This is a genomic window from Legionella pneumophila subsp. fraseri (assembly GCF_000586315.1).
In the GTDB taxonomy this organism is placed as follows: Bacteria; Pseudomonadota; Gammaproteobacteria; order Legionellales; family Legionellaceae; genus Legionella; species Legionella pneumophila_B.
Genome location: NZ_KK074221.1, coordinates 19,958 through 39,278, shown reverse-complemented (window position 1 = coordinate 39,278; position 19,321 = coordinate 19,958). Strand labels below are relative to the sequence as shown.

The following is a 19,321-nucleotide window of genomic DNA, read 5'->3' as shown; positions in this document are numbered from 1 at the left end:
ACTACATTTACCTGAGCAAAGTGATTTCAGAAATAAATTTATTATCAAATAAGCTCTCTGCCAGGTATTGGAAGTAAAGATTGGGAAATGACATAAGTTTTAGGTGAGGTGAATTACCACACGGCTAAAAGAATTAATCCCATAATGATAATAAGAATAGAACTGCGGACATAAAAAGCGGTCGGTTGGTTGTTGTAGATAGAATATAAGTAAGACAACGGGTGGCGGGTGATGAAACTACGCATAATTTTTTTTGTGACTTTTTGTGGGGTTCCTTTCATTGGAAACTCATGAATTCGGATGCTGGGTTTGTGGTTAACTTCCAGTATGACCCCTTTTGATTGTTCTATAGGAACATTGATAATATCTGAGCATTCCACATCTATCCCAACTAATTGCAAGTCGAGTATTTTGGCTGCTTGAAGCAATAATTTACGATTTTGCTTGCACATCTTCTTGTTTATGGTGACATAGGACCCACCTCTTGTCGCGTTGCTTGTATAGCATAAAACAATTTGTTCTCCAAAGGAGGGGATGTAATTTTCTGTTATGCCCAGCTCTTGAAGTTTAATGCGTACTTCCTCATCTAAAGTAATTTCACCCAGGGCTTCATTGATTCTTTTTCTGTTTATATTTTCCAGTTTAATTAACTCATGTATGGGGTGTACCCTATCACCAGTTACGGTGGCTGGATAACGTTGAACTATACCAAGGATACGCTGATTAAAAACCAAGACGCGGTAAGAATTCAGTTTGCCGTGGAATTCTTCTATTATTAAGCACTGATAAGAGGAAAAATATTTTGTTAAATGGCTTTCCAGTTCTTCCCATGTTTTTATATTGCATAAAACGCCGATTCCCAGCGACCCATCTATGGGTTTAATGACCAAGGGAAAGTTTAATTGTGCAATTTTATCTTTATGTAAATTCTGCTGGAATTCACTACAGTTTAAAGAAATGGCTTTGGGAACAGGAATACCGGCTTTTTCCAATAGTTTAGAGGTACAATATTTATCAATAGCAATATTGGCACTACAGCTGTTATTAAAAGGAGTTTCATTCTTGCAAAAATGGTAGTTATTCTTGCCCAATTTAAGTATAAAACCATCAAATTCCTCGACGGGTATTACTGGCAAGAACAACTCTTTCGCGCTTTCAAAATATTGCTGTGCATTCCTCTCTATGGTAACGTCTCCCTGGAATAATGAAATGCAATAGTAAAAGAATATAGTATCATAACTGTAAAAATCGCTATATATCTCTGCTTGAGAACGTTTACTTTATCTCTGGTTTTTATTTACATATCAGCTGGATGAGAAAGAATGGTTAACGATACTAGGTTACCAGAAAATAGCTTATAGTTTATGGGCAACACATCGATCTTTATTCTGAAAATAGGACATTTTAATGAAGCCATCTGTTTACCTGACTAACCAATTTCTCGAGCCAATCATTCCCATGCTGATTCCTGACTGGAACATTATCCATGGCTGGAAAATGGCTTCAGAAATGGAGCATTCCCAGGTGGTGGCTTTAGCCACAACGGTATGGGATCAAATTGACCATTCGTTTTTAATGCAATTTCCTAACTTAAAAATTATTAGCCACCTGGGAATAGGAACGGACAATATTGATATTAATTTTTTAAAACAAAATCATATTATTCTGCATTCACAACCTAATGCGGGTGTTCATGATACAGCAGAACTTGCAATTGCTTTATTGTTAACACTGACGCGAAGGGTAATTCTAAATGATCGTTATACCCGAAATAATGAATGGGTTGAGAAAAAGCCACGCTTTCTTGGCAATCATTTATTGGGGAAACAATTGGGATTGGTTGGATTCGGTCAAATTGGTGAAAAGATAGCGCAATTTGCAGAGCCTTTCGGGCTAAAAATTGCTTATACGGCCCGAAGTCAAAAAAGTAGCCCTTACTTGTATTGCCCAACTGCCGCAAGTTTAGCATCTATTAGTGATTTTTTAATCATTTGTTGTTCCGGTGGTATTGAAACACAACATTTAATTAACAAACAGGTTTTAGATAATTTAGGACCAGAAGGATACTTGATTAATGTCGCTCGAGGCAGCATTGTGGATCAAAATGCGCTTATCGATGCTTTGCAATGCCGGGCAATCGCTGGTGCCGGTTTGGATGTATACCAGTATGAGCCAGAAGTTCCTTTGGCTTTAAGGCAGCTTGATAATGTCGTCTTATCACCGCATATGGGCAGCTCAACTAAAGAAAATTTAAACCAGATGTTTCAATTGCAGGCAAAACACTTAAATCAATATTTAAATGAATTTTTAAGGAAAAAAGAATCCTGTCACCCTCTTTTTGAAGAGGGATGATTATTTTTTATTCAATATAAGGATATATTATGACCAGCACTTACATTTTAAATACTAATGACAAGGCAAGAGAGCGCCTTTCTCTGCAACATCAATTGTATGCCAAAAGCAGCCTGGATTTACTTGCTGAGATTGGGTTTCCAAGGAAAATGACTGCTCTGGAGATAGGGTGTGGCTCCGGTGATATGACGCTCGAATTAGCCAAATTAATTGGCCCGGAGGGCAGTTTGCTTACTATAGATTTGAGTCAGGATCAACTGGATCATACTCAACAACGAACCAGAACCTATAGCAATATACGATTTAAGGTGTGGGATGTTAATCATCTTTCCGATTTGGGGGAAAAATTTGATTTGATTTATTGTCGAATGGTTTTACATCATGTCGCTGATGCGCGCTCTGTCATTCTTCAAATGAAAAATTGTCTTAATTCTGGTGGTTTCGTCGTATGTGAAGAACCCTCTTTATTTGATTCTACCTTTTGCTCTCCTCCTTCGCCCTCCTATGACCAGTTTACTCAGTGGGCTAAATCATGTTTTAGCAAAAGCAATCGGGATTTTCAGGTCGCGCATCGATTGGAGCAAGAGTTTTCATCCTGTGGTTTTGAAATTGAGCATTGTTCTTTATTTCAACCCTTGCTCAGAGCAAACAAAGAAAAACTAATTTATTCCATGGCGCTTGATGATTTGACCCCCCAGCTTTTAGAGCTTGGTATAGCTAAAAGAGAGGAAATTGAACAATTACATGATGAGCTTGAGGACTTGGCCAAAACAAATTCTACGATGTGCTGGATTAGAATGCATAGAATAATAGCTAAACGTAATGAATAAATAATAAAAAACAGGGGCGGGCTGTAAGACGTCTAGCCAACCCCTGTTTTTGATACAATTTCCAAATTTTTTATCCTTGCTTCAATCGACGCGTGAAAGGGTTGAGGTAAGCTTTTAATATAAGCGATTACCGTGTCATGATCACTTTGACCAATATGGATTATTTTCCCTCTTTTCATAACCGAAAAGGTACCATTCCCGCTGGCCAGAAAATCTGAAGTGGCTATGGTATACATTTTTTCTCTAACTAATGGTTTGTTTTGATGCCTAATCTCAATTATTTTATGTCCCAAAGGTTGATGTGAGTCATAGGTGTAGGCAAACCCGGAAATTTGTAACATATTGATATAAGAGCCCATCCATTGTTGCTCTAACAAGTCATAAATATCATTTCCAGTTAAGGTAATTATGACTATTCTGTTGGAAAAGGGTAAAATAGAATAGATATTTCCCCAGTTAACTTCCCCTGCTTTTAAATCATCACGAATTCCATTGGGATTAGTGATGCCCAGATCAGTATTCATTACAGTTCTATAAGCATCTGCGATCAGATTTCCTAAATTCGACTCCCCATCTTCATTTTGTTTCCTTAGCAGATCATATTCTGCGGTGCCTACATGGCTATTTATTATTGGCCCAATTTTATCTTCTGCCAATTTAACAATTTCCAAGGCTTGCATATCCGGATTTGTTCCAGGCCATCGATTAGCATAAGTTGTAATAATTTTGGCTGATTTGTTTTTTATTGTATGGTTTTTGGCATCGATTTGCAGGGTAACTTCAGCAAAAGCGGCACTGTAACTATTTGCTTGTGTGACCAGGATCTTGTGTCCATTGCGATTAGGAAGGAGCGCATTGAGAAACTGATGGGTATGCCCGCCCATAACAACGTCGATTTCATCACCAAGGGAATAGATGATTTCTTTAATATGGCCTTCAACTGTTGAGGAAGTTTGGGTATCTCCCTCATAAGGAGTTTGATTTCCACCCTCATGAATCAGGACAATGATAATATTGACTCCTTGCGCTCTAATTTCCGGGATGTAATGATTAATGCTTTCTGCTTCATCTAAAAATTTAATTCCCTCTGCATTGGAAGGAAACATGGAGTCTGCCGCATCTTTTAAAACAGCGCCAATAAACGCTACGGGAATATTTTGTATCCGTTTAATTGTGTAGGGTGGGAAGATAGGTTGTTCTGACTTGGCGTCAACAATATTCGCAGAAACATAGGGATAAGAGGAGCCTGGATAATTGGGTAATGAGATCCATGAATCGGTCGGTGGATTATTGGTACCATAAATTAAATCGAACATAGCCTTTTGTCCTTTATCAAACTCATGGTTTCCTACAGTGGCAACGATATTGCAAAGCGAATTCATTCTTGATTCGGGCTTGCATTGATTATTTCCCAAGCTATTGATGAATAAAATAGTGGGTTCATCATTCAACAGTCCTGAAGAAGGGGGGGATGCCCCAACCAAATCACCCATGATGGTGATGATTGCCCGATCTTCCATTCCCAATTGAGCTTCTTTAAGATAGGCAGCCAGAACAGCTGCCCCGCCGACAGGCTCATTTTTTACGGTTCTTCCACTACTGATTTGACCATGAAAGTCGTTAATACCTAAAATTTTTATGTTGAGGGTTGGCGAATCAGCTCTGTGTTGATTGGCGGAGGCCCAGCTCAGAGAAGAGCTTAAAAGGCTGATTAACAAAATAAATAAATTAAAATAATGGTATAGGTTTTTCCTATGAAACATCATGAATCGAATCCTTGATCTTGATTATTTTGCTATGAGGTATATCAACGATTTTTCTATGACAAGCACAAGAAGATTAATTTTGCTTATTGTTGATATTCTTTGGCTCCGGCGATGATTAATTTGTAAACTCGTTCACTGATAATCCCTTGTTCAAACTTCATTTTTGCATCCCAAGTCATTAATTGCCCTTTTTGCCTCACTAATTTACGAGTGGCTGAAGTCACTTCGTTAGGGTCGCCCTCCAACAGAATATCCCTCACTTCTTCATCGAATACCAAATATTCTCTGAGAGCTACTCGTCGCTCATCAACGGTAGGAACCAGCTTTTGCCAAATGCAAAGCCTAATCGTTTCAAGAATATCGATGGTTCTGCCCAGACGCTCTTCCCCGCTAAAAGACGTGACCAGACGTCGCATCGTTTCTGCAACACCGGAAGTATGCAGGGTTGTGTAGACAGGGTGACCAGTTAAAGCCGCTTCAAGAGCGGCACTGATGGTTTCTGCATCACGACACTCACCCACCATAATTAATCTCGGTTTTCGTCTTAATGCGTTTCTTACGCCATCAGCAAAGTTGGGTAAGTGTCTTGGAATCTCTGATTGGCTTACTACAGCAGAAATTGTTTCAATTTCATCATAGACGAATTCTATCGGGGATTCGTAAGTTAATACTTTACGGTTTGAGTCTGATGTTTCAATCAGTTCTCGAATAATGGAAGCTAGCAATGTCGATTTACCCGAACCGGTAGCGCCTGTAATAAACACGATTCCTTCCTGTGGTGCAATCGCTTCAATAATGTTATCAGGGAGGTTCATGGTGCTGAGTTTGGGTGGTGTGGTTGGAATGGTTCTTAATGTGATCTGAATGGCATCATGACCTTCAACCAGGCAGGCAGTCGCGTTAACTCTATATCGATAGCGGACGCCACGATTAGGGCGAAACTCATAATGAGTGTCTATATCTTTACCGGAAAGTAATTGTGTGGTGGCATTCGGGCCATAAATGGAGTTAATAAGATCGCCCAATTCTGTATTGGAAAGACGTCGATTTGTAATTTTAAGGAGTCTTCCATAAACCTCTGCGAAAATGGGTTCTCCTGTTTGGATTGTAATATCTGAAGCATTCAGACTTTCTGCATGCTCCAGCATTCTGTCCATGAATACAGGAGTGAAACGAGTTGGCTCATCGGGCATTAAATTAATATTATCCATAGACATTAACTTACTGGTGCTATAATAGGTTGCCAGGATTTGTTCGTTATAACAATTTTAGCCTGATTTGCCAGTTTTTCCATATTTTTGAAACGTTCCAGAGCATTTTCATCCTTGGCTACCGCTGCTCTCCATTCCGCACTATTTACATTAAGTTCAGGTAAAGCTGTGATGCGCAAGACTCTGTCATCGATATGAATTTCTGAGCCATCCCCAGTTACACCCAAGTCAGTATGAGAAACATAAGGAGGCGATACCATGTTCATAGCCAGTAGTTTTCTATAAAGAATCATCCCGCCGAAATCTTCTTTAATGCGGGCAATGTTTTCTTCCAAAATGGTGTTTGCCTGATCTATACCATTTTTCCATCCTCTTTCAGTATAGATACACCATATTTCTTTTTCAGCCTTGGTTTTGGGGAGCAGGGTCACATTAGGTGCTTCCGGTTTCACATAATCCATCCACAAATATTGTCGCCAGGTAGGTGGAGTGGTAATAAAATGAGCTTGTTTTGCGACTTTATAGGTGCGATCTGAAATACGAATACTTTGAGCATCGGCAAGGTTCAAAGTATTTCTTCCCTCAAGTAATACAGGAGGTAAAATATTATGCTCTAAAACCAGAGAATTAAAATCATAAACTGCATCAAGATTTCTTGCCTGTTTGTTTAACTGCTCATCAATTATTTTGGCTCTCCAGGCTAGTCCTGCCTGGGCACCAACACTTAGAGCGGTTTCCTTAAGGGCCATTTCGCGAATTTTACCCATTTTCTGTTTCTTTTGGGCTCGAGTGTATTTTGAATCAGCCATGGCTTGAAGCCCTGCCAATGAGCCTGTATCCCCATAATGATTACGAGAAGAACAGGCTACCAAGAGAGCTGATAGCAAAATGGATAAACTAAGAATAAATTTTCGCATAGCGCAATTCTACAACCTGACTGTTAGGATACACATGAATACTGGCTTTTTTTCCAGCTTGATAATCAATATCTCTAAGGATCTCCGCCAGACTCTCATCTTTAGTGCTGATGCTGATTAAAACTGGAACTGACGGGGATTGTCCTAAAACACGAAATCTGAAATGTGCTGCTTTTGCGATACGTGCAGTCAATTCTTCAACAGGACCAGACCAATCCACACTGGCCCTTGCTTGCAAGTTATAAGCATTCGGTATAGTTAAAGTATTGTCTTTGCTTGGTGGAGTAATTACTTTTTCAACTTTTGCCATTTCAAGCATGGAGTCACTGACCGAAACGGCAGCTTCCGCTAACTTAATAGTCGCATCATCACTTGGATTATTGATGGGTGGTTTTTTAAATTTCATTGTCCCAGCGCAACCGGCAAGAAGCGCTGAAAAAATAAACATCATGACAATCTTATTGTTGTTCATTCAATGTTCTTTACCATTTGGAAATATTAGTTTGATTGAAACAGGAGGAAGGCTTGTTGTCAAGACATTGTTGGTTAGAGTTTTTCAAATAATCCATAAATGACTTGACCGGCTTGTTTTAATTTCAGTTGTTTCCAAAGTTCTGTTTTTACTTCAATAGGGGTTGATGATTCAATATAGACAAGCCCTCCTTTAACAAGAAGGTTATTTGCTATGATAAGATCAAGACATTGAGGAACATAGTTGAGAGAGTAGGGGGGGTCTAAAAAAATCAGATCGAATTGCTCGGTGCTTTGTGTAAGATAATTTAACGTATCTGTTTTTATAAGGTGTAAGTTGGGGTTATCAAATTGACGAATGGTATTTTGCAAACTGGCATGAGCCTTGGGAGACTGTTCGATAAAAACAACTTGAGATGCCCCTCTGGAATAGGCTTCAAGTCCCAATGCACCACTACCTGCGAAAGCATCCAGACAGCGGGCGTTTCTAATATCATTCATTAACCAGTTAAAGAGTGTTTCCCGAACTCTGTCTGGTGTTGGTCTTAGGCCATTTACCTCGGGGAAATGAATTTTTTTTCCCCGATACAATCCTCCAATAATCCGTATTACCTGTTTCAAGATTGTCCAACCGTTACAAGGAGTAATTTTTCAGGATTCACCTGTTGCTGGAATGCTTGCTTGATTTCAGCATCGGTTACCGCGTTAATTTTAGCGACATAGGTATCCAGATAATTATCTGGTAAATGGTAAAATGCCATTCTTAATAACAGGTTTGCAATGTTGGTATTGCTCCCTAGCGAGAGAGGAAAACTGCCCGTCAAGTATTGTTTTGCTGACGTTAATTCTTCCTGGTTAGGACCATTTTTGATAAATTTTATCAGTGTGTCCTGAGTAATATTCAGTGCGTTTCTGGCTTCGGAGTTTTTTGTTGATAAACTAATGATAAAGGGTCCTTCCCCTAACATAGGGACAAACTGACTATCGATCCCGTAAGTTAAACCTCTCTTTTCTCTTACTTCAGTACCCAGCCTGGATACTAATGTTCCTCCGCCTAAAATATAATTCCCAACCATTAAGGGGAAGTAATTCTGATTATGATGATCTATTCCTATTTGTCCCAAGCGAACTATAGTTTGTGAAGAAGGGAATGGGACATTAACTTTTTCTGCATCAGACAGTTGTGAGGCTTTGGGAATTGTTGGTGCTGGTTCTCCTGCAGGTAGATCTTGGGTCAATTGTTCTGCCAACTGATGAGCTTGAGAATTGTCAATAGCACCAACCATAACTAATATACCATTTTTAGCAACAAAATATTTTTTATAAAAATCAATGACTTGATTTTCTTTAATGGCATTTAGTGACTCAACTGTCCCATGCACAGGATGGGCATAGGGATGCTCTTGATATAAGGTTTTAAAAAAGTTTTGGATGGCTACATCATCTGGAGATTCTTCTGTTTGCTCAACAGCCATGAGAAGTTGATCTTTTTCTCTTGCGAAGGCCTCTTTAGGAAAATCAGGATGACTGATAATTTGGCTAAAGGTTTGCGTGGATTGCTCCAAAGCCTCTTTGCTGGTAAGGGTTCTCAGGCTAAGGACAACCATATCCCTGCTCGTTTCCGCATTGAATTGTGCCCCGGTGTCTGCTAAAGCTTCCGCAATAGTCGTTGCGTCTTTACCGGAATTGCCTTGATTAATCAAATTAGTTGTTAATGCGCTTAAACCAAAATACTTACCGTCATAGGCAGAGCCGGCAGCAAATGCCAAACTGATATCAAGCATAGGCACTTCCATTGCTTGATAAAATACAACTCGCACCCCATTTTTAGTCTGCCATTTTTCAGTTTTGAATGAATTGGCGAATAGATTGTGAGAAAAAATTACACTAAACGAAATGATAAAGGCTCTTAAAACACTCATGGTCTTACCTCTTCTTGCCTGATTGGCTTTAATTCTGCAACAGTCATGTTATTTTCTTGAAAATATCGTTGCGCGACTTGCTGAATTTGCTCGGGGGTTATTTCATTGATGGCTTTGGTGTATGTTTCCGTATTTTTCCAACCCAGACCTATTGTTTCTAACAATCCCAGCTCCATGGCCTGACCAAAAATAGAATCTTTTTCAAAAGTTTTTTGTGCTATGATTTGATTTTTAACCCTTTGTAATTCCTGATTGCTAACAGGCGCTTTTTTTAAGGCTTCCAATTCCGTAATTAATGCCTTTTCCAGATCTTTTATTTGATGATCTTGGCTAGGCGCCCCATAGACAATAAATTGGCTTTGGTACCTTGAATAGAGGTTATAATAGGCTTCTGCACCAGTGGCTACTTGATTGCCTCGCACCAGGTGTTTGGCAAAGCGCGCACTTTCCCCGGCATCAAGTATCCCGGCGATAATTTCCAAGGCGTAAGGTTCCCAGTTATTTTTAGCAGTTTTTACACTAGGTACAGTATAGCCAATTAACAGTAATGGCAATTTCGCTGGCGCGTTAATGTAAACCATTTTTTTCCCGAGCGCTGAGGGTTCTTGCTGGGGTTTACGAGACGCTATGGGACGTTTGGCTATTGAACCGAAATAACGTTCAGCCAAGGCATGTACTTTCTCAGGATTCACATCGCCTACTACTACCAAGGTGGCATTATTTGGTGCGTAATAACTTTCGTACCATTTTTTTAAATCCTCTACTTTCATTTGTTTCAAATCATTCATCCATCCTATCACCGGGTGATTGTATGGTGCTGTAAGATGCGCTGTGGCCAGAAAACGTTCGAAAGCAAGTGCCTGCGGGTTATTGTCAGTACGTAAACGTCTTTCCTCTTGAATGACTTTAATTTCTTTAGCGAATTCCTCGCTATTAAGCTGTAAATTATTCATGCGATCGGCTTCCAATTCGAAGCTTGTAGCCAGATGATCAGCATCTAATTTTTCATAATAGGCGGTATAATCATTGTTTGTAAACGCATTTTCCTGACCTCCCAATGCAGCAATTGTTTTGGAAAATACCCCTACCGGGTATTTGGAAGTTCCTTTAAACATCATGTGTTCTATGGCATGAGAAACACCAGTAATGCCTACAGATTCATCAGCTGAGCCCACGTTATACCAAATCATGGATACTACTACTGGAGCTCTATGATCTTCTTTCACCAGAACTTTTAAGCCATTGTTCAACGTATATTCCTGGACTTGGCTAAAAGCCTGAAATGAGAGTAGCATCATAAGAGAAATGAGTAATTTGTGCACAATGTCACCTCAAAGCTAAAAAGATGATAGAATTTCATATTTTTAAGGAATTGTACACTAAAATGATTAAATGGTTTAAACGAAATCAAAATTCCGAGTCAAGTTTGGACACTGAAGAACAACAGGCTCATGCCGAAAACAGCGTGGAATCCGGGCTTGAAGAGCCTTCGCCAAAAGAAAGTATTTTTGCTCGTTTTAAGAAAGGTCTTAGCAAAACGCGCCATCAATTGGGGGAAGGCATAAGTCGGCTGCTATTAGGTAAAAAAGAAATCAGCCAGGAGTTACTCGAAGAACTCGAGACCTTATTGATTAGTGCTGATTTGGGCTTGGATACCACGCAAGAAGTATTGAAGCAATTAAATGAAGGCCTGGCAAGAAAGCAACTATCCAATGGTGAAGCAGTTTATCAGACTCTAAAGGCAAATTTGCAAAAGATTTTGAGTCAAGAAGAGAAACCGCTTTCCATAGAAACAGAAGATGGTTCTCCTTTTGTCATTTTAATGGTTGGTGTCAATGGCGCCGGTAAAACAACCACGATTGGTAAATTAGCCAAACAATTCCAAAAACAAGGAAAGAAAGTGATGTTAGCTGCTGGTGATACGTTTCGTGCTGCTGCCGTGGAACAATTGCATGTGTGGGGCGAAAGAAATGGCATACCTGTTATTGCCCAGCATACCGGGGCTGACAGTGCCTCAGTAATTTTTGATGCCCTTCAGGCTGCCAAAGCGAGAAAAATAGATGTTTTAATCGCTGATACAGCCGGACGTTTGCATACCCAAAGCAATTTAATGGAAGAGTTGAAAAAAGTGAAAAGAGTCATGCAGAAACTCGATCCCAAGGCACCTCATGAAACCATGTTGGTATTGGATGCGAGTATCGGGCAGAATGCCTTGGCCCAGGCAAAACAGTTTCATGAAGCAGTACAATTAACTGGAATTACTATGACTAAGCTTGATGGAACAGCCAAAGGCGGGATATTATTTGCTATAGCGAATGATTTGGGGATACCATTTCGTTATTTAGGGGTGGGGGAGGGCATTGAGGATTTGAGGCCCTTTGACGCAGCGCAATTTGTTAGTGCAATATTCGATGATGATCACATTTGACCAGGTTAGTAAACGTTATCCGGGCGGCTTTGAGGCATTAAGCCAAGTTAATTTTTCTTTGCAAAAGGGAGAAATGGCCTTTCTTACAGGCCATTCAGGTGCTGGCAAAAGCACCTTGCTCAAGTTGATTGCTCTTCTTGAATGGCCGACATCGGGTCAATTAATAGTCAATGGTTTGAAATTAAATCATCTTAAAAAGCGAGATGTTGCCGCCCATCGCAGCCAGTTAGGCATTACTTTTCAATCACCTCAGCTGCTGAATGACCGAACTGTGTTTGATAATGTTGCCCTGCCCTTGCAAATTCAAGGAGTTGCTTATCCCATGATTGCCAAAAGGGTACATGCCGCTTTGGATATGGTTGGATTGTTGAGCAAGGAGAAAATGTTACCAGTTCACCTGTCTGTTGGTGAACAGCAACGAGTCGGTATTGCTCGTGCTGTAGTTCATAAACCTGCATTATTATTGGCAGATGAACCTACCGGTAACCTGGATCCAAAACTTTCTTCTGAGATAATGAAAATTTTTGAACAATTTAATCAGGTTGGGGTTAGCATATTAATTGCAACACATGATTTGGCTTTAATAGCCGGAATGAAACATCGCATCGTTATGCTGAAAGGAGGAAGGCTGTGTTAAAACGATCACAATCTCTTCTTGCCTATCATTTGCAAGCCGCAGCCAATAGTTTGAATCTTTTTTGCCGTAAACCGATAGCAACCATGATGACCGTCATTGTTATTGCCATCGCTTTGGCGTTACCCACACTTTTTTGGGTATTCACAGACAATTTAAGTGAACTAACCAATCGTTGGCAGCGCGGAGGCCATATTTCTCTTTTTTTGAAACCTTCATTGCCAGAAGCGGAGCAAACATTGTTACTTGAAAAAGTACGTACTACGGAAGGAGTGGGCCAGGCAAATATCAAATCCGCTGCAGATGGATTATCCGAGTTAACGCAACAAGAAGGCATGCAGGACATTATGCGGTATCTTCCTGAAAATCCTTTGCCTGCAGTTATTGAAGTAGTTCCTGCATTAGTTATAGATTCTCCTGCAAAGTTAGATTTATTATCGCGAAAACTGCAGACTTTTCCGCAGGTGGCGTTAGCAAAACTGGATATGGAGTGGATCAATCGATTGCATGCCATCTTAGGTTTTTCTGGTAAGGCAGCGAATGCTTTAATGGCGTTATTGGCTTTGGCGGTAGTCTTTATTATTGGCAATACCTTACGTTTGGATATTCATAATAGACAAGAAGAAATTAAAATTTTAAAACTGATTGGCGCAACAGATCCCTATATTATTCGTCCTTTTTTATATTCTGGAGTTTGGTATGGGGTGGCTGGCGCTCTCTTAGCCATTTTTCTGGTTAATATTTTTATTCTAACCTTAGGTGTTGCCGTGAATCAGTTGGCTAATGTTTATCAAATGCACTATCCTTTAGCTTGTTTATCATTACGGCAAATCTTGCTACTTGTATTATTTGCTATTATACTCGGGTGGCTTGGAGCCTTATTGTCAGTTAAACGACAGTTGGCTTCTATAGAGCCCTACAAATAATGTATAATATTATTGATAAAGCACCTGTTTTGGTCAATATTTAGACGGTGCCGGGATGTGCTTATAAAACCGTACAAACCCCTTTATAAGAGATTTAACGACTTATAGAACATGCCAAGGACCGCTGAAATAATGACTAAAACTGAAACATTACGAAGTGGCTGCTAAGTTATGAAGTTTTACTTAATTTGCAGTTTTTGAAAATTTATAACTTAGCATTCATTTTGGTGAATCCTATCAGCTAATAGGATGTAAATTTTAATACTATTTTAGTGTTAATGACCGGAGGAAGTAGTATGAGTCAACAGTTGCAACTTGCTGCAATGAATCTACCTGTTGGTAGTCTTGATTCTTATATCCATCGAGTAAATCAAATTCCAATGCTGACTTTGGAAGAGGAAATAGCATACGCTGAGCGTTTTCATTCTGAAGGAGATATAGAAGCCGCTCGACAATTAGTTCTTGCCCATTTGCGCTATGTAGTTCGTGTAGCCCGTGGTTATCTGGGGTATGGATTGCCTTTAAGTGATTTAATTCAGGAAGGTAATGTAGGCTTGATGAAAGCAGTGAAACGTTTTGACCCTAAAATGGGCGTACGTCTTGTTTCTTTTGCTGTTCATTGGATTAAAGCAGAAATTCATGAGTTTGTACTGCGTAACTGGCGAATAGTTAAAGTTGCTACAACCAAGGCTCAACGTAAATTATTTTTTAATTTGCGCCAAATGAAAAATCGATTGGGTTGGTTCAGCAATGAAGAAGTCGATGCCGTCGCCAAAGATTTGGGAGTCAGTCGAGAAGACGTGTTGTTGATGGAACAACGTTTAAACGTTATGGATTCTTCTTATGATGCGCCAGACGTTGATGATAATGATGATGCTTACAAAGCGCCTGAACGTTATTTGTTTAATGTAAACGATGATCCTGCTGTCTTGTTAGAGAATGAAGATACTGGTGATCAGGGGCGTGAAAAATTACTGTGTGCTATGGAACAACTGGATGAACGTAGCCAGGATATTTTACAACAACGCTGGCTTGCCGAAGAAAAACTCACGTTACATGATTTGGCGGAAAAATATGGTGTTTCTGCTGAACGGGTTAGGCAGCTTGAAAAAAATGCCATGAAGAAAATTCGTCAATACATGGAAGGTTAATTAGAAAATTTTGAAGCAAATTTCTCTCCATGTGCGATTTGCTGTTGCAGCAAACACAATAGTCTGCTTATGTACTTGATACATCTGGATTAGGTAAAACCGTAATCCATGTGTATCAAATTACCCTGCCCTGTTAACAATTTAAAAAATCCAAAGCAATTTGTTCAACACGCTCATCCATTAATACACTCACATGATCAGCGTCTGGTAAAAGAGACAGGCTGGCATTTTTGTAATTTTTGCAAAAATTTATCGATTCTTTGGGGTTGATAGTGGCATCCAATTCTCCATGAATACATAGAAAATAGGTATCAGGGGCTTGGGAAATAAAATGGCTTAAACGAATCCTTTCAGGGTCGATTGATGCTTGTTGGCGGATTAATTGGCGAAGTTGTAAATAGGCATGCCCGCTTAATTTAAAACGTCTGGCAATTTTATTGACAGGAGTCCGCATTTGTGTGGGCGATGCAATTAAAATGGCTCTTTCTGGCTTGTAATTTAATTGCCATTCTGGAAGTTGGCCGGCCAGATTCAAAGTATTTAAGATCATAGAACCACCAAAAGAATGGCCAATCACTCCATAAAAAGGCCCAAATTGATTAATCGTTTCTTTGATAATAGCAATGGCATCAGTCCAGGGAAGCTGAATTCCTTTGGCTTCACCATGAGCAGGAAAATCGATAGCGTAGACTTCATATCCTTCTTTATGAAGAAGCCTGATTAAGCGTACCATATAGGCAGCACGAGACATCCAGCCATGCGTAATCAATATTTTTTTGTTATTTGATTTGTTTGCCGGGGTAAATCGATGTAAAACATGATGGCGAGGATATTCTCTGTGTATGATTTCATCCCTTCTTCCTTCTATGAATTCACAGGCCATTTTGGCAAATTCCCTGTATTTTTTATCGATAGGAAGATGAATGGGGGTAATAAACATTTGGTAGCAAAATTGAGCATGTAACAAATCCCTTATGTGTATTAGTGAATCAGTCATCATGGCAATATTCCTTACACAGTTTACTTTTATTTTAGACCAAATCCATAATTTGAGTTAATTAGTGGGCACGTTGATATTTGCTGGCTCATGTATTGTCTGAAGGTGCTAGAGTATCATGCCAATCCAATTCCTAGTCATTATATTACGCGGCTTTATTGCTTTATTTAGCCAGAAAAACAAAGACGAGAACAGCATTACTCTAAACTAATGTATTTACTGGACTTTTACAGAGATTGCCCTAGACTATTTTTAAATAATTTAGGAGATATTCTATGTATTCATCGAATTATATTTATCAGCATGGTGATCTGGATTTGCATGGATTTTTAGCGCATGAAGAGGGAATTAAGCAACCTCGGCCTGCAGTAATAGTCGCGCACGATTGGGGCGGAAGGGGCGAGTTTGCCTGCCTTAAAGCAAAACAACTTGCTGAGATGGGTTATATAGGTTTTGCTTTGGATATGTATGGGCAAGGACAAATTGGTTCTAACAATGATGAAAAAATGGCATTAATGCAACCCTTGTACAGTGATCGCTCTTTGCTTAGGGGAAGATTGCATGCTGCCTTTGAAGCCATTAAATCGATATCAGTGGTCGATAGCCATCGCATAGCCATTATAGGGTTTTGTTTTGGCGGGTTGTGCGCACTTGATTTAGCCAGGAGTGGTGCGGATATCCGAGGGGCAATAAGTTTTCATGGCTTGCTTAATAAACCGGAGAATCTCAAGTCAGAAAGAATTAAGGCAAAAATTCTGGTGCTGCATGGTTATGATGATCCTATGGTGAAACCAGAACAAGTACATGCTTTTTGTCAGGAAATGACAGAAGCGAATGTCGATTGGCAAATGCATATGTATGGACAGGTACAACATGCGTTCACTAATCCTCAAGCACATGATGAAAATTTAGGACTCATTTATGATGAGGTTGCCGCACGTCGTTCATGGCAAGCAATGAAGCTCTTTTTACAAGAGATTTTTAATGTTTAAAAAAATTCTGGTGGCCAATCGTGGTGAGATAGCACTGAGAATTGTACGCGCTTGCAAGGAGATGGGGATAGCAGCAGTCACTATTCACAGCGAGGTGGATAGATTTGCCTTACATGTAAAGAGAGCTTCCCATTCCCACTGCTTGAGTAAAAAACCCCTGGAAGCTTATCTTAACGGACGGCGCATTATTGAGTGTGCCAAGGTGGCAGGTTGTGAAGCAATTCATCCCGGGTATGGTTTTTTATCTGAAAATGCCGAATTTGCCGAGGATTGCAGCAAGGCGGGTATCATTTTTATCGGCCCTTCTGCTTCAGTGATAGCCACCATGGGCTCCAAGATTGCAGCAAGAGACGCGATGATAAAAGCGGGGGTTCCCACCATACCAGGAAGCAAAGGGAATTTGGAAACCATAGATGACGCTTTATGATGCTATGCAGAAACTCTGGGGTATCCTGTAATGCTCAAAGCGACTTTTGGAGGGGGCGGTAGAGGAATAAGGTTATGTCATGACGCCAGTCAGATAAAACAACAATTTGCCCGTGTGCAATCTGAAGCGGAAAAATCATTTGGAGACCCGCATGTCTACATGGAAAAATACATAGCGAATCCACGTCATATCGAAGTACAAATTTTAGCGGATCATTATGGGACAGTACTTCATTTATTTGAACGGGATTGTTCAATACAAAGACGGCATCAGAAACTGGTTGAAATAGCGCCTTCCCCCCAGCTGAATGAGGCTACGCGTAAAGTACTTTTGGGATACGCAGTCAAGGCAGCCAAGGAGGTAGGGTATACCAATGCGGGTACTGTTGAATTTATTTTGGATAAAAATAATCAACCCTACTTTATGGAGATGAACACTCGTTTACAAGTTGAACATCCAATTACAGAGCGGATTACCGGCATTGATTTAGTCCAGGAGCAAATTCGAATTGCAACCGGTGAGCGTATTTCCTTCTCTCAAGATCAAATTAAATACAATGGTTTTGCTATCGAATTTCGTATTAATGCAGAAGACCCTCAAAACGATTTTTTACCTAGTTTTGGAAGGATTACCCGATATTATGCGCCCGGAGGATCTGGTGTCAGGACAGACAGCGCAATCTATACTGGTTACCAAATTCCGCCTGATTATGATTCCTTGTGTGCCAAACTGACCGTATGGGCCCTTGATTGGCCATCTCTTCTTAGACGGGCGCATCGAGCTCTTGAGGAAATGCGCATGTTTGGTGTCAAAACTGCCATTCCTTATTATCTGGAAATGATAAAATCGGATGAGTTTCAAAAGGGGGCATTCAATACCGGTTTAGTAGAGGCACATCTTGAATGGTTAAGGTATTCGAATAAAGCCTTGCCTCAACACAAGGCAGCCGTTATTGCAGCAGCAATCGCTTTGCATAAAACCTAAAGCGGGCTTGTCTTTCTAGACATCAATATGTGATAAAATAATTTCCAAGCGTTCTTTTATTGATGTTGCTGGCAACTCTATGACAGGATAGTGAAGACCGGTATAGGCATCATAAATGCAATCGCTAATTTTCTTCGCAGTCAGATCATCTTCATCCCTTATGCTATCAGGGATAACAGGCAATGGATGACAGAAAAAAATTTTTTTATAGCGTAAATATTGGCAAGCTCTAACCACATGAGCCTCATCTAAATGATGAAAACGAAAATAGCCGATACTGTCCGGTGTGCCTCGATCAAAAAAAATTAAGTCGTCCTTAGGCAGATTTCTTTCTCGTCTTAACATGATATTAAGAATTTTTCTTTGTAACCAAAGGATGTCATGCTTTACTTCTTGCAGAGTTTTTTTCTCATGAGACAGAAGTTGGTTGATATAAAATCTGGCTATTTCTGGCGCAGTTTTGTATCCCAACTCTGCCAAATGATTAATTAAAGTGGTTTTCCCTGAGGAAGGTCCACCTGTTATCACGCACCAATTGGTTTGAATCATAGCAAATAATTATCAATGAGACGGATATCGCCAATTTTTACTGCAGCAAATCGTCTGCCCTGGAATTCTTCAATATATTCTACAGTAATTCCAAGAGCCTCTAATTCCTTAGTTATCATGGCAGAGGATTTGTCTTGATGAAAAATTTTTGCGAATTTATCAGCGATTTCTCTTTGGCTTGGAGTAAGCCTGTTATTGCGTGAGCTGCAGGCCAGGCCACTTTTTTCTCTTACTGTGGGGCAAGATTTGATTTCAATATCCATGAACAATGCTTTTACCATTCCTTGAATTAGCAACAGTTGTTGGTAATCTTTTTCACCAAAATAGGCACGGGTTGGTTTGACCAAATTAAAGAGTTTCATGACGATGGTCAGGACTCCGTTAAAATGCCCCGGTCGGTGTTTTCCCTCCATCAATTGCCCCAGCCGGTTTTCTTGAACTTGATAAGCATAGCCATCGGTATAGATTTCATTTTCATTGGGGAGTATACAAAAATCAACTCCATTCTGAGTCATTAATTCGAGATCAGCATCGACTGTGCGTGGATAATGCTTGTAATCATCAGGGTTATTAAATTGGGTCGGGTTAACAAACAAACTGGAGACGGTATAGTGATTTTCTTTGTTACTGGCTAAAAACAGTGAAGCATGTCCAGCATGCAAGTTACCCATAGTTGGAGCAAACCCCAGGGATAAATCAGGGGACAGGGTATTTCTAAAGTGAATCCACTCATTTAAATTATGAAAAATTTGCATGGATAATTT

18 protein-coding genes and 1 pseudogene are annotated in these 19,321 nt (G+C 39.9%); 8 read left to right on the top strand and 11 right to left on the bottom strand.

Annotated features, from left to right (window positions below):
* Positions 1-113 precede the first annotated feature (113 nt).
* Positions 114-1,136, bottom strand: coding sequence for a sugar-transfer associated ATP-grasp domain-containing protein (locus CC34_RS0110365; protein ID WP_028378956.1), 1,023 nt, complete (start codon positions 1,134-1,136; stop codon positions 114-116).
* A gap of 271 nt (positions 1,137-1,407) precedes the next feature.
* Between CC34_RS0110365 and CC34_RS0110360 the strand changes: the two genes are divergently transcribed.
* Both CC34_RS0110360 and CC34_RS0110355 read left to right on the top strand, forming a co-directional pair.
* Positions 1,408-2,352, top strand: a complete 945-nt coding sequence (locus tag CC34_RS0110360; RefSeq protein ID WP_028378957.1) for an NAD(P)-dependent oxidoreductase — start codon at positions 1,408-1,410, stop codon at positions 2,350-2,352.
* Positions 2,353-2,381: 29 nt separating this feature from the next.
* A complete protein-coding gene (locus tag CC34_RS0110355; RefSeq protein ID WP_028378958.1) occupies positions 2,382-3,182 on the top strand; it encodes a class I SAM-dependent methyltransferase in 801 nt (266 codons plus the stop codon).
* Between the two features lie 32 nt (positions 3,183-3,214).
* Here the strand turns inward: CC34_RS0110355 and CC34_RS0110350 are convergent, their stop codons facing one another.
* The 7 genes from CC34_RS0110350 to CC34_RS0110320 all read right to left on the bottom strand — a co-directional run bounded on the left by CC34_RS0110350 (position 3,215) and on the right by CC34_RS0110320 (position 10,791).
* Positions 3,215-4,948, bottom strand: a complete 1,734-nt coding sequence (locus CC34_RS0110350; protein WP_028378959.1) for a bifunctional metallophosphatase/5'-nucleotidase — start codon at positions 4,946-4,948, stop codon at positions 3,215-3,217.
* An 83-nt stretch (positions 4,949-5,031) separates the two neighbouring features.
* Positions 5,032-6,165, bottom strand: a complete 1,134-nt coding sequence (gene dotB, locus CC34_RS0110345) for a Dot/Icm type IV secretion system ATPase DotB (protein ID WP_011216546.1) — start codon at positions 6,163-6,165, stop codon at positions 5,032-5,034.
* Positions 6,165-7,076 (bottom strand): type IVB secretion system protein DotC, encoded by a 912-nt coding sequence (gene dotC / locus CC34_RS0110340; RefSeq protein ID WP_028378960.1) that lies wholly within the window; start codon positions 7,074-7,076, stop codon positions 6,165-6,167. The genes dotB and dotC overlap by 1 nt, the downstream gene beginning before the upstream one ends.
* Complete coding sequence (dotD, locus tag CC34_RS0110335) at positions 7,057-7,548, bottom strand: type IVB secretion system lipoprotein DotD (protein ID WP_028378961.1); 492 nt, start codon at positions 7,546-7,548, stop codon at positions 7,057-7,059. The genes dotC and dotD overlap by 20 nt, the downstream gene beginning before the upstream one ends.
* A gap of 74 nt (positions 7,549-7,622) precedes the next feature.
* Entirely contained in the window at positions 7,623-8,168 is a 546-nt protein-coding gene (rsmD, locus tag CC34_RS0110330; protein WP_028378962.1) for a 16S rRNA (guanine(966)-N(2))-methyltransferase RsmD, read from the bottom strand.
* A complete protein-coding gene (locus CC34_RS0110325) occupies positions 8,165-9,469 on the bottom strand; it encodes a M16 family metallopeptidase (protein ID WP_028378963.1) in 1,305 nt (434 codons plus the stop codon). The genes rsmD and CC34_RS0110325 overlap by 4 nt, the downstream gene beginning before the upstream one ends.
* Entirely contained in the window at positions 9,466-10,791 is a 1,326-nt protein-coding gene (locus tag CC34_RS0110320; protein WP_028378964.1) for a M16 family metallopeptidase, read from the bottom strand. Before CC34_RS0110320 ends, CC34_RS0110325 begins: the two co-directional genes overlap by 4 nt.
* A gap of 62 nt (positions 10,792-10,853) precedes the next feature.
* Here CC34_RS0110320 and ftsY point away from each other — a divergent pair, with 62 nt between their 5' ends.
* From ftsY to rpoH, 4 genes are all read left to right on the top strand, one after another.
* Positions 10,854-11,897 carry a signal recognition particle-docking protein FtsY gene (gene ftsY, locus CC34_RS0110315; RefSeq protein WP_028378965.1) on the top strand — a complete coding sequence of 348 codons (1,044 nt, stop codon included), beginning with the start codon at positions 10,854-10,856 and terminating at the stop codon, positions 11,895-11,897.
* Entirely contained in the window at positions 11,884-12,534 is a 651-nt protein-coding gene (gene ftsE, locus CC34_RS0110310) for a cell division ATP-binding protein FtsE (protein ID WP_028378966.1), read from the top strand. The genes ftsY and ftsE overlap by 14 nt, the downstream gene beginning before the upstream one ends.
* The gene (gene ftsX, locus CC34_RS0110305) at positions 12,528-13,457 is read left to right on the top strand and encodes a permease-like cell division protein FtsX (protein ID WP_027229056.1); all 930 of its coding nucleotides are present in this window, start codon (positions 12,528-12,530) and stop codon (positions 13,455-13,457) included. The genes ftsE and ftsX overlap by 7 nt, the downstream gene beginning before the upstream one ends.
* A gap of 296 nt (positions 13,458-13,753) precedes the next feature.
* Entirely contained in the window at positions 13,754-14,608 is an 855-nt protein-coding gene (rpoH, locus tag CC34_RS0110300) for an RNA polymerase sigma factor RpoH (RefSeq protein ID WP_028378967.1), read from the top strand.
* 133 nt (positions 14,609-14,741) lie between these two features.
* On the opposite strand, the gene CC34_RS0110295 is transcribed toward rpoH, so the two are convergent.
* The gene (locus CC34_RS0110295; RefSeq protein WP_028378968.1) at positions 14,742-15,608 is read right to left on the bottom strand and encodes an alpha/beta hydrolase; all 867 of its coding nucleotides are present in this window, start codon (positions 15,606-15,608) and stop codon (positions 14,742-14,744) included.
* A 272-nt stretch (positions 15,609-15,880) separates the two neighbouring features.
* On the opposite strand from CC34_RS0110295, the gene CC34_RS0110290 reads away from it, so the two are divergent.
* Positions 15,881-16,597, top strand: a complete 717-nt coding sequence (locus tag CC34_RS0110290) for a dienelactone hydrolase family protein (RefSeq protein ID WP_028378969.1) — start codon at positions 15,881-15,883, stop codon at positions 16,595-16,597.
* A pseudogene (locus CC34_RS01000000116470) lies at positions 16,590-18,008 on the top strand (acetyl-CoA carboxylase biotin carboxylase subunit). Before CC34_RS0110290 ends, CC34_RS01000000116470 begins: the two are co-directional and overlap by 8 nt.
* Positions 18,009-18,023: 15 nt before the next feature.
* Here the strand turns inward: CC34_RS01000000116470 and CC34_RS0110280 are convergent.
* Together CC34_RS0110280 and panC are read right to left on the bottom strand one after the other, a co-directional pair.
* Positions 18,024-18,557: an ATP/GTP-binding protein gene (locus CC34_RS0110280; protein ID WP_028379470.1), complete on the bottom strand. Its 534-nt coding sequence runs from the start codon at positions 18,555-18,557 to the stop codon at positions 18,024-18,026.
* Positions 18,554-19,312: a pantoate--beta-alanine ligase gene (gene panC / locus CC34_RS0110275; RefSeq protein WP_028378971.1), complete on the bottom strand. Its 759-nt coding sequence runs from the start codon at positions 19,310-19,312 to the stop codon at positions 18,554-18,556. The genes CC34_RS0110280 and panC overlap by 4 nt, the downstream gene beginning before the upstream one ends.
* Positions 19,313-19,321 lie beyond the last annotated feature (9 nt).

Bases quoted from the DNA above. Each gene is read 5' to 3' on its own strand.
- ftsY (WP_028378965.1), top strand. From the start codon at position 10,854: ATGATTAAATGGTTTAAACGAAATCAAAATTCCGAGTCAAGTTTGGAC.
- CC34_RS0110280 (WP_028379470.1), bottom strand. From the start codon at position 18,557: ATGATTCAAACCAATTGGTGCGTGATAACAGGTGGACCTTCCTCAGGG.
- CC34_RS0110355 (WP_028378958.1), top strand. From the start codon at position 2,382: ATGACCAGCACTTACATTTTAAATACTAATGACAAGGCAAGAGAGCGC.
- dotC (WP_028378960.1), bottom strand. From the start codon at position 7,076: ATGCGAAAATTTATTCTTAGTTTATCCATTTTGCTATCAGCTCTCTTG.
- CC34_RS0110325 (WP_028378963.1), bottom strand. From the start codon at position 9,469: ATGAGTGTTTTAAGAGCCTTTATCATTTCGTTTAGTGTAATTTTTTCT.
- CC34_RS0110350 (WP_028378959.1), bottom strand. From the start codon at position 4,948: ATGATGTTTCATAGGAAAAACCTATACCATTATTTTAATTTATTTATT.
- dotB (WP_011216546.1), bottom strand. From the start codon at position 6,165: ATGTCTATGGATAATATTAATTTAATGCCCGATGAGCCAACTCGTTTC.
- CC34_RS0110290 (WP_028378969.1), top strand. From the start codon at position 15,881: ATGTATTCATCGAATTATATTTATCAGCATGGTGATCTGGATTTGCAT.
- panC (WP_028378971.1), bottom strand. From the start codon at position 19,312: ATGCAAATTTTTCATAATTTAAATGAGTGGATTCACTTTAGAAATACC.
- dotD (WP_028378961.1), bottom strand. From the start codon at position 7,548: ATGAACAACAATAAGATTGTCATGATGTTTATTTTTTCAGCGCTTCTT.
- CC34_RS0110295 (WP_028378968.1), bottom strand. From the start codon at position 15,608: ATGATGACTGATTCACTAATACACATAAGGGATTTGTTACATGCTCAA.
- ftsE (WP_028378966.1), top strand. From the start codon at position 11,884: ATGATCACATTTGACCAGGTTAGTAAACGTTATCCGGGCGGCTTTGAG.
- rpoH (WP_028378967.1), top strand. From the start codon at position 13,754: ATGAGTCAACAGTTGCAACTTGCTGCAATGAATCTACCTGTTGGTAGT.
- CC34_RS0110360 (WP_028378957.1), top strand. From the start codon at position 1,408: ATGAAGCCATCTGTTTACCTGACTAACCAATTTCTCGAGCCAATCATT.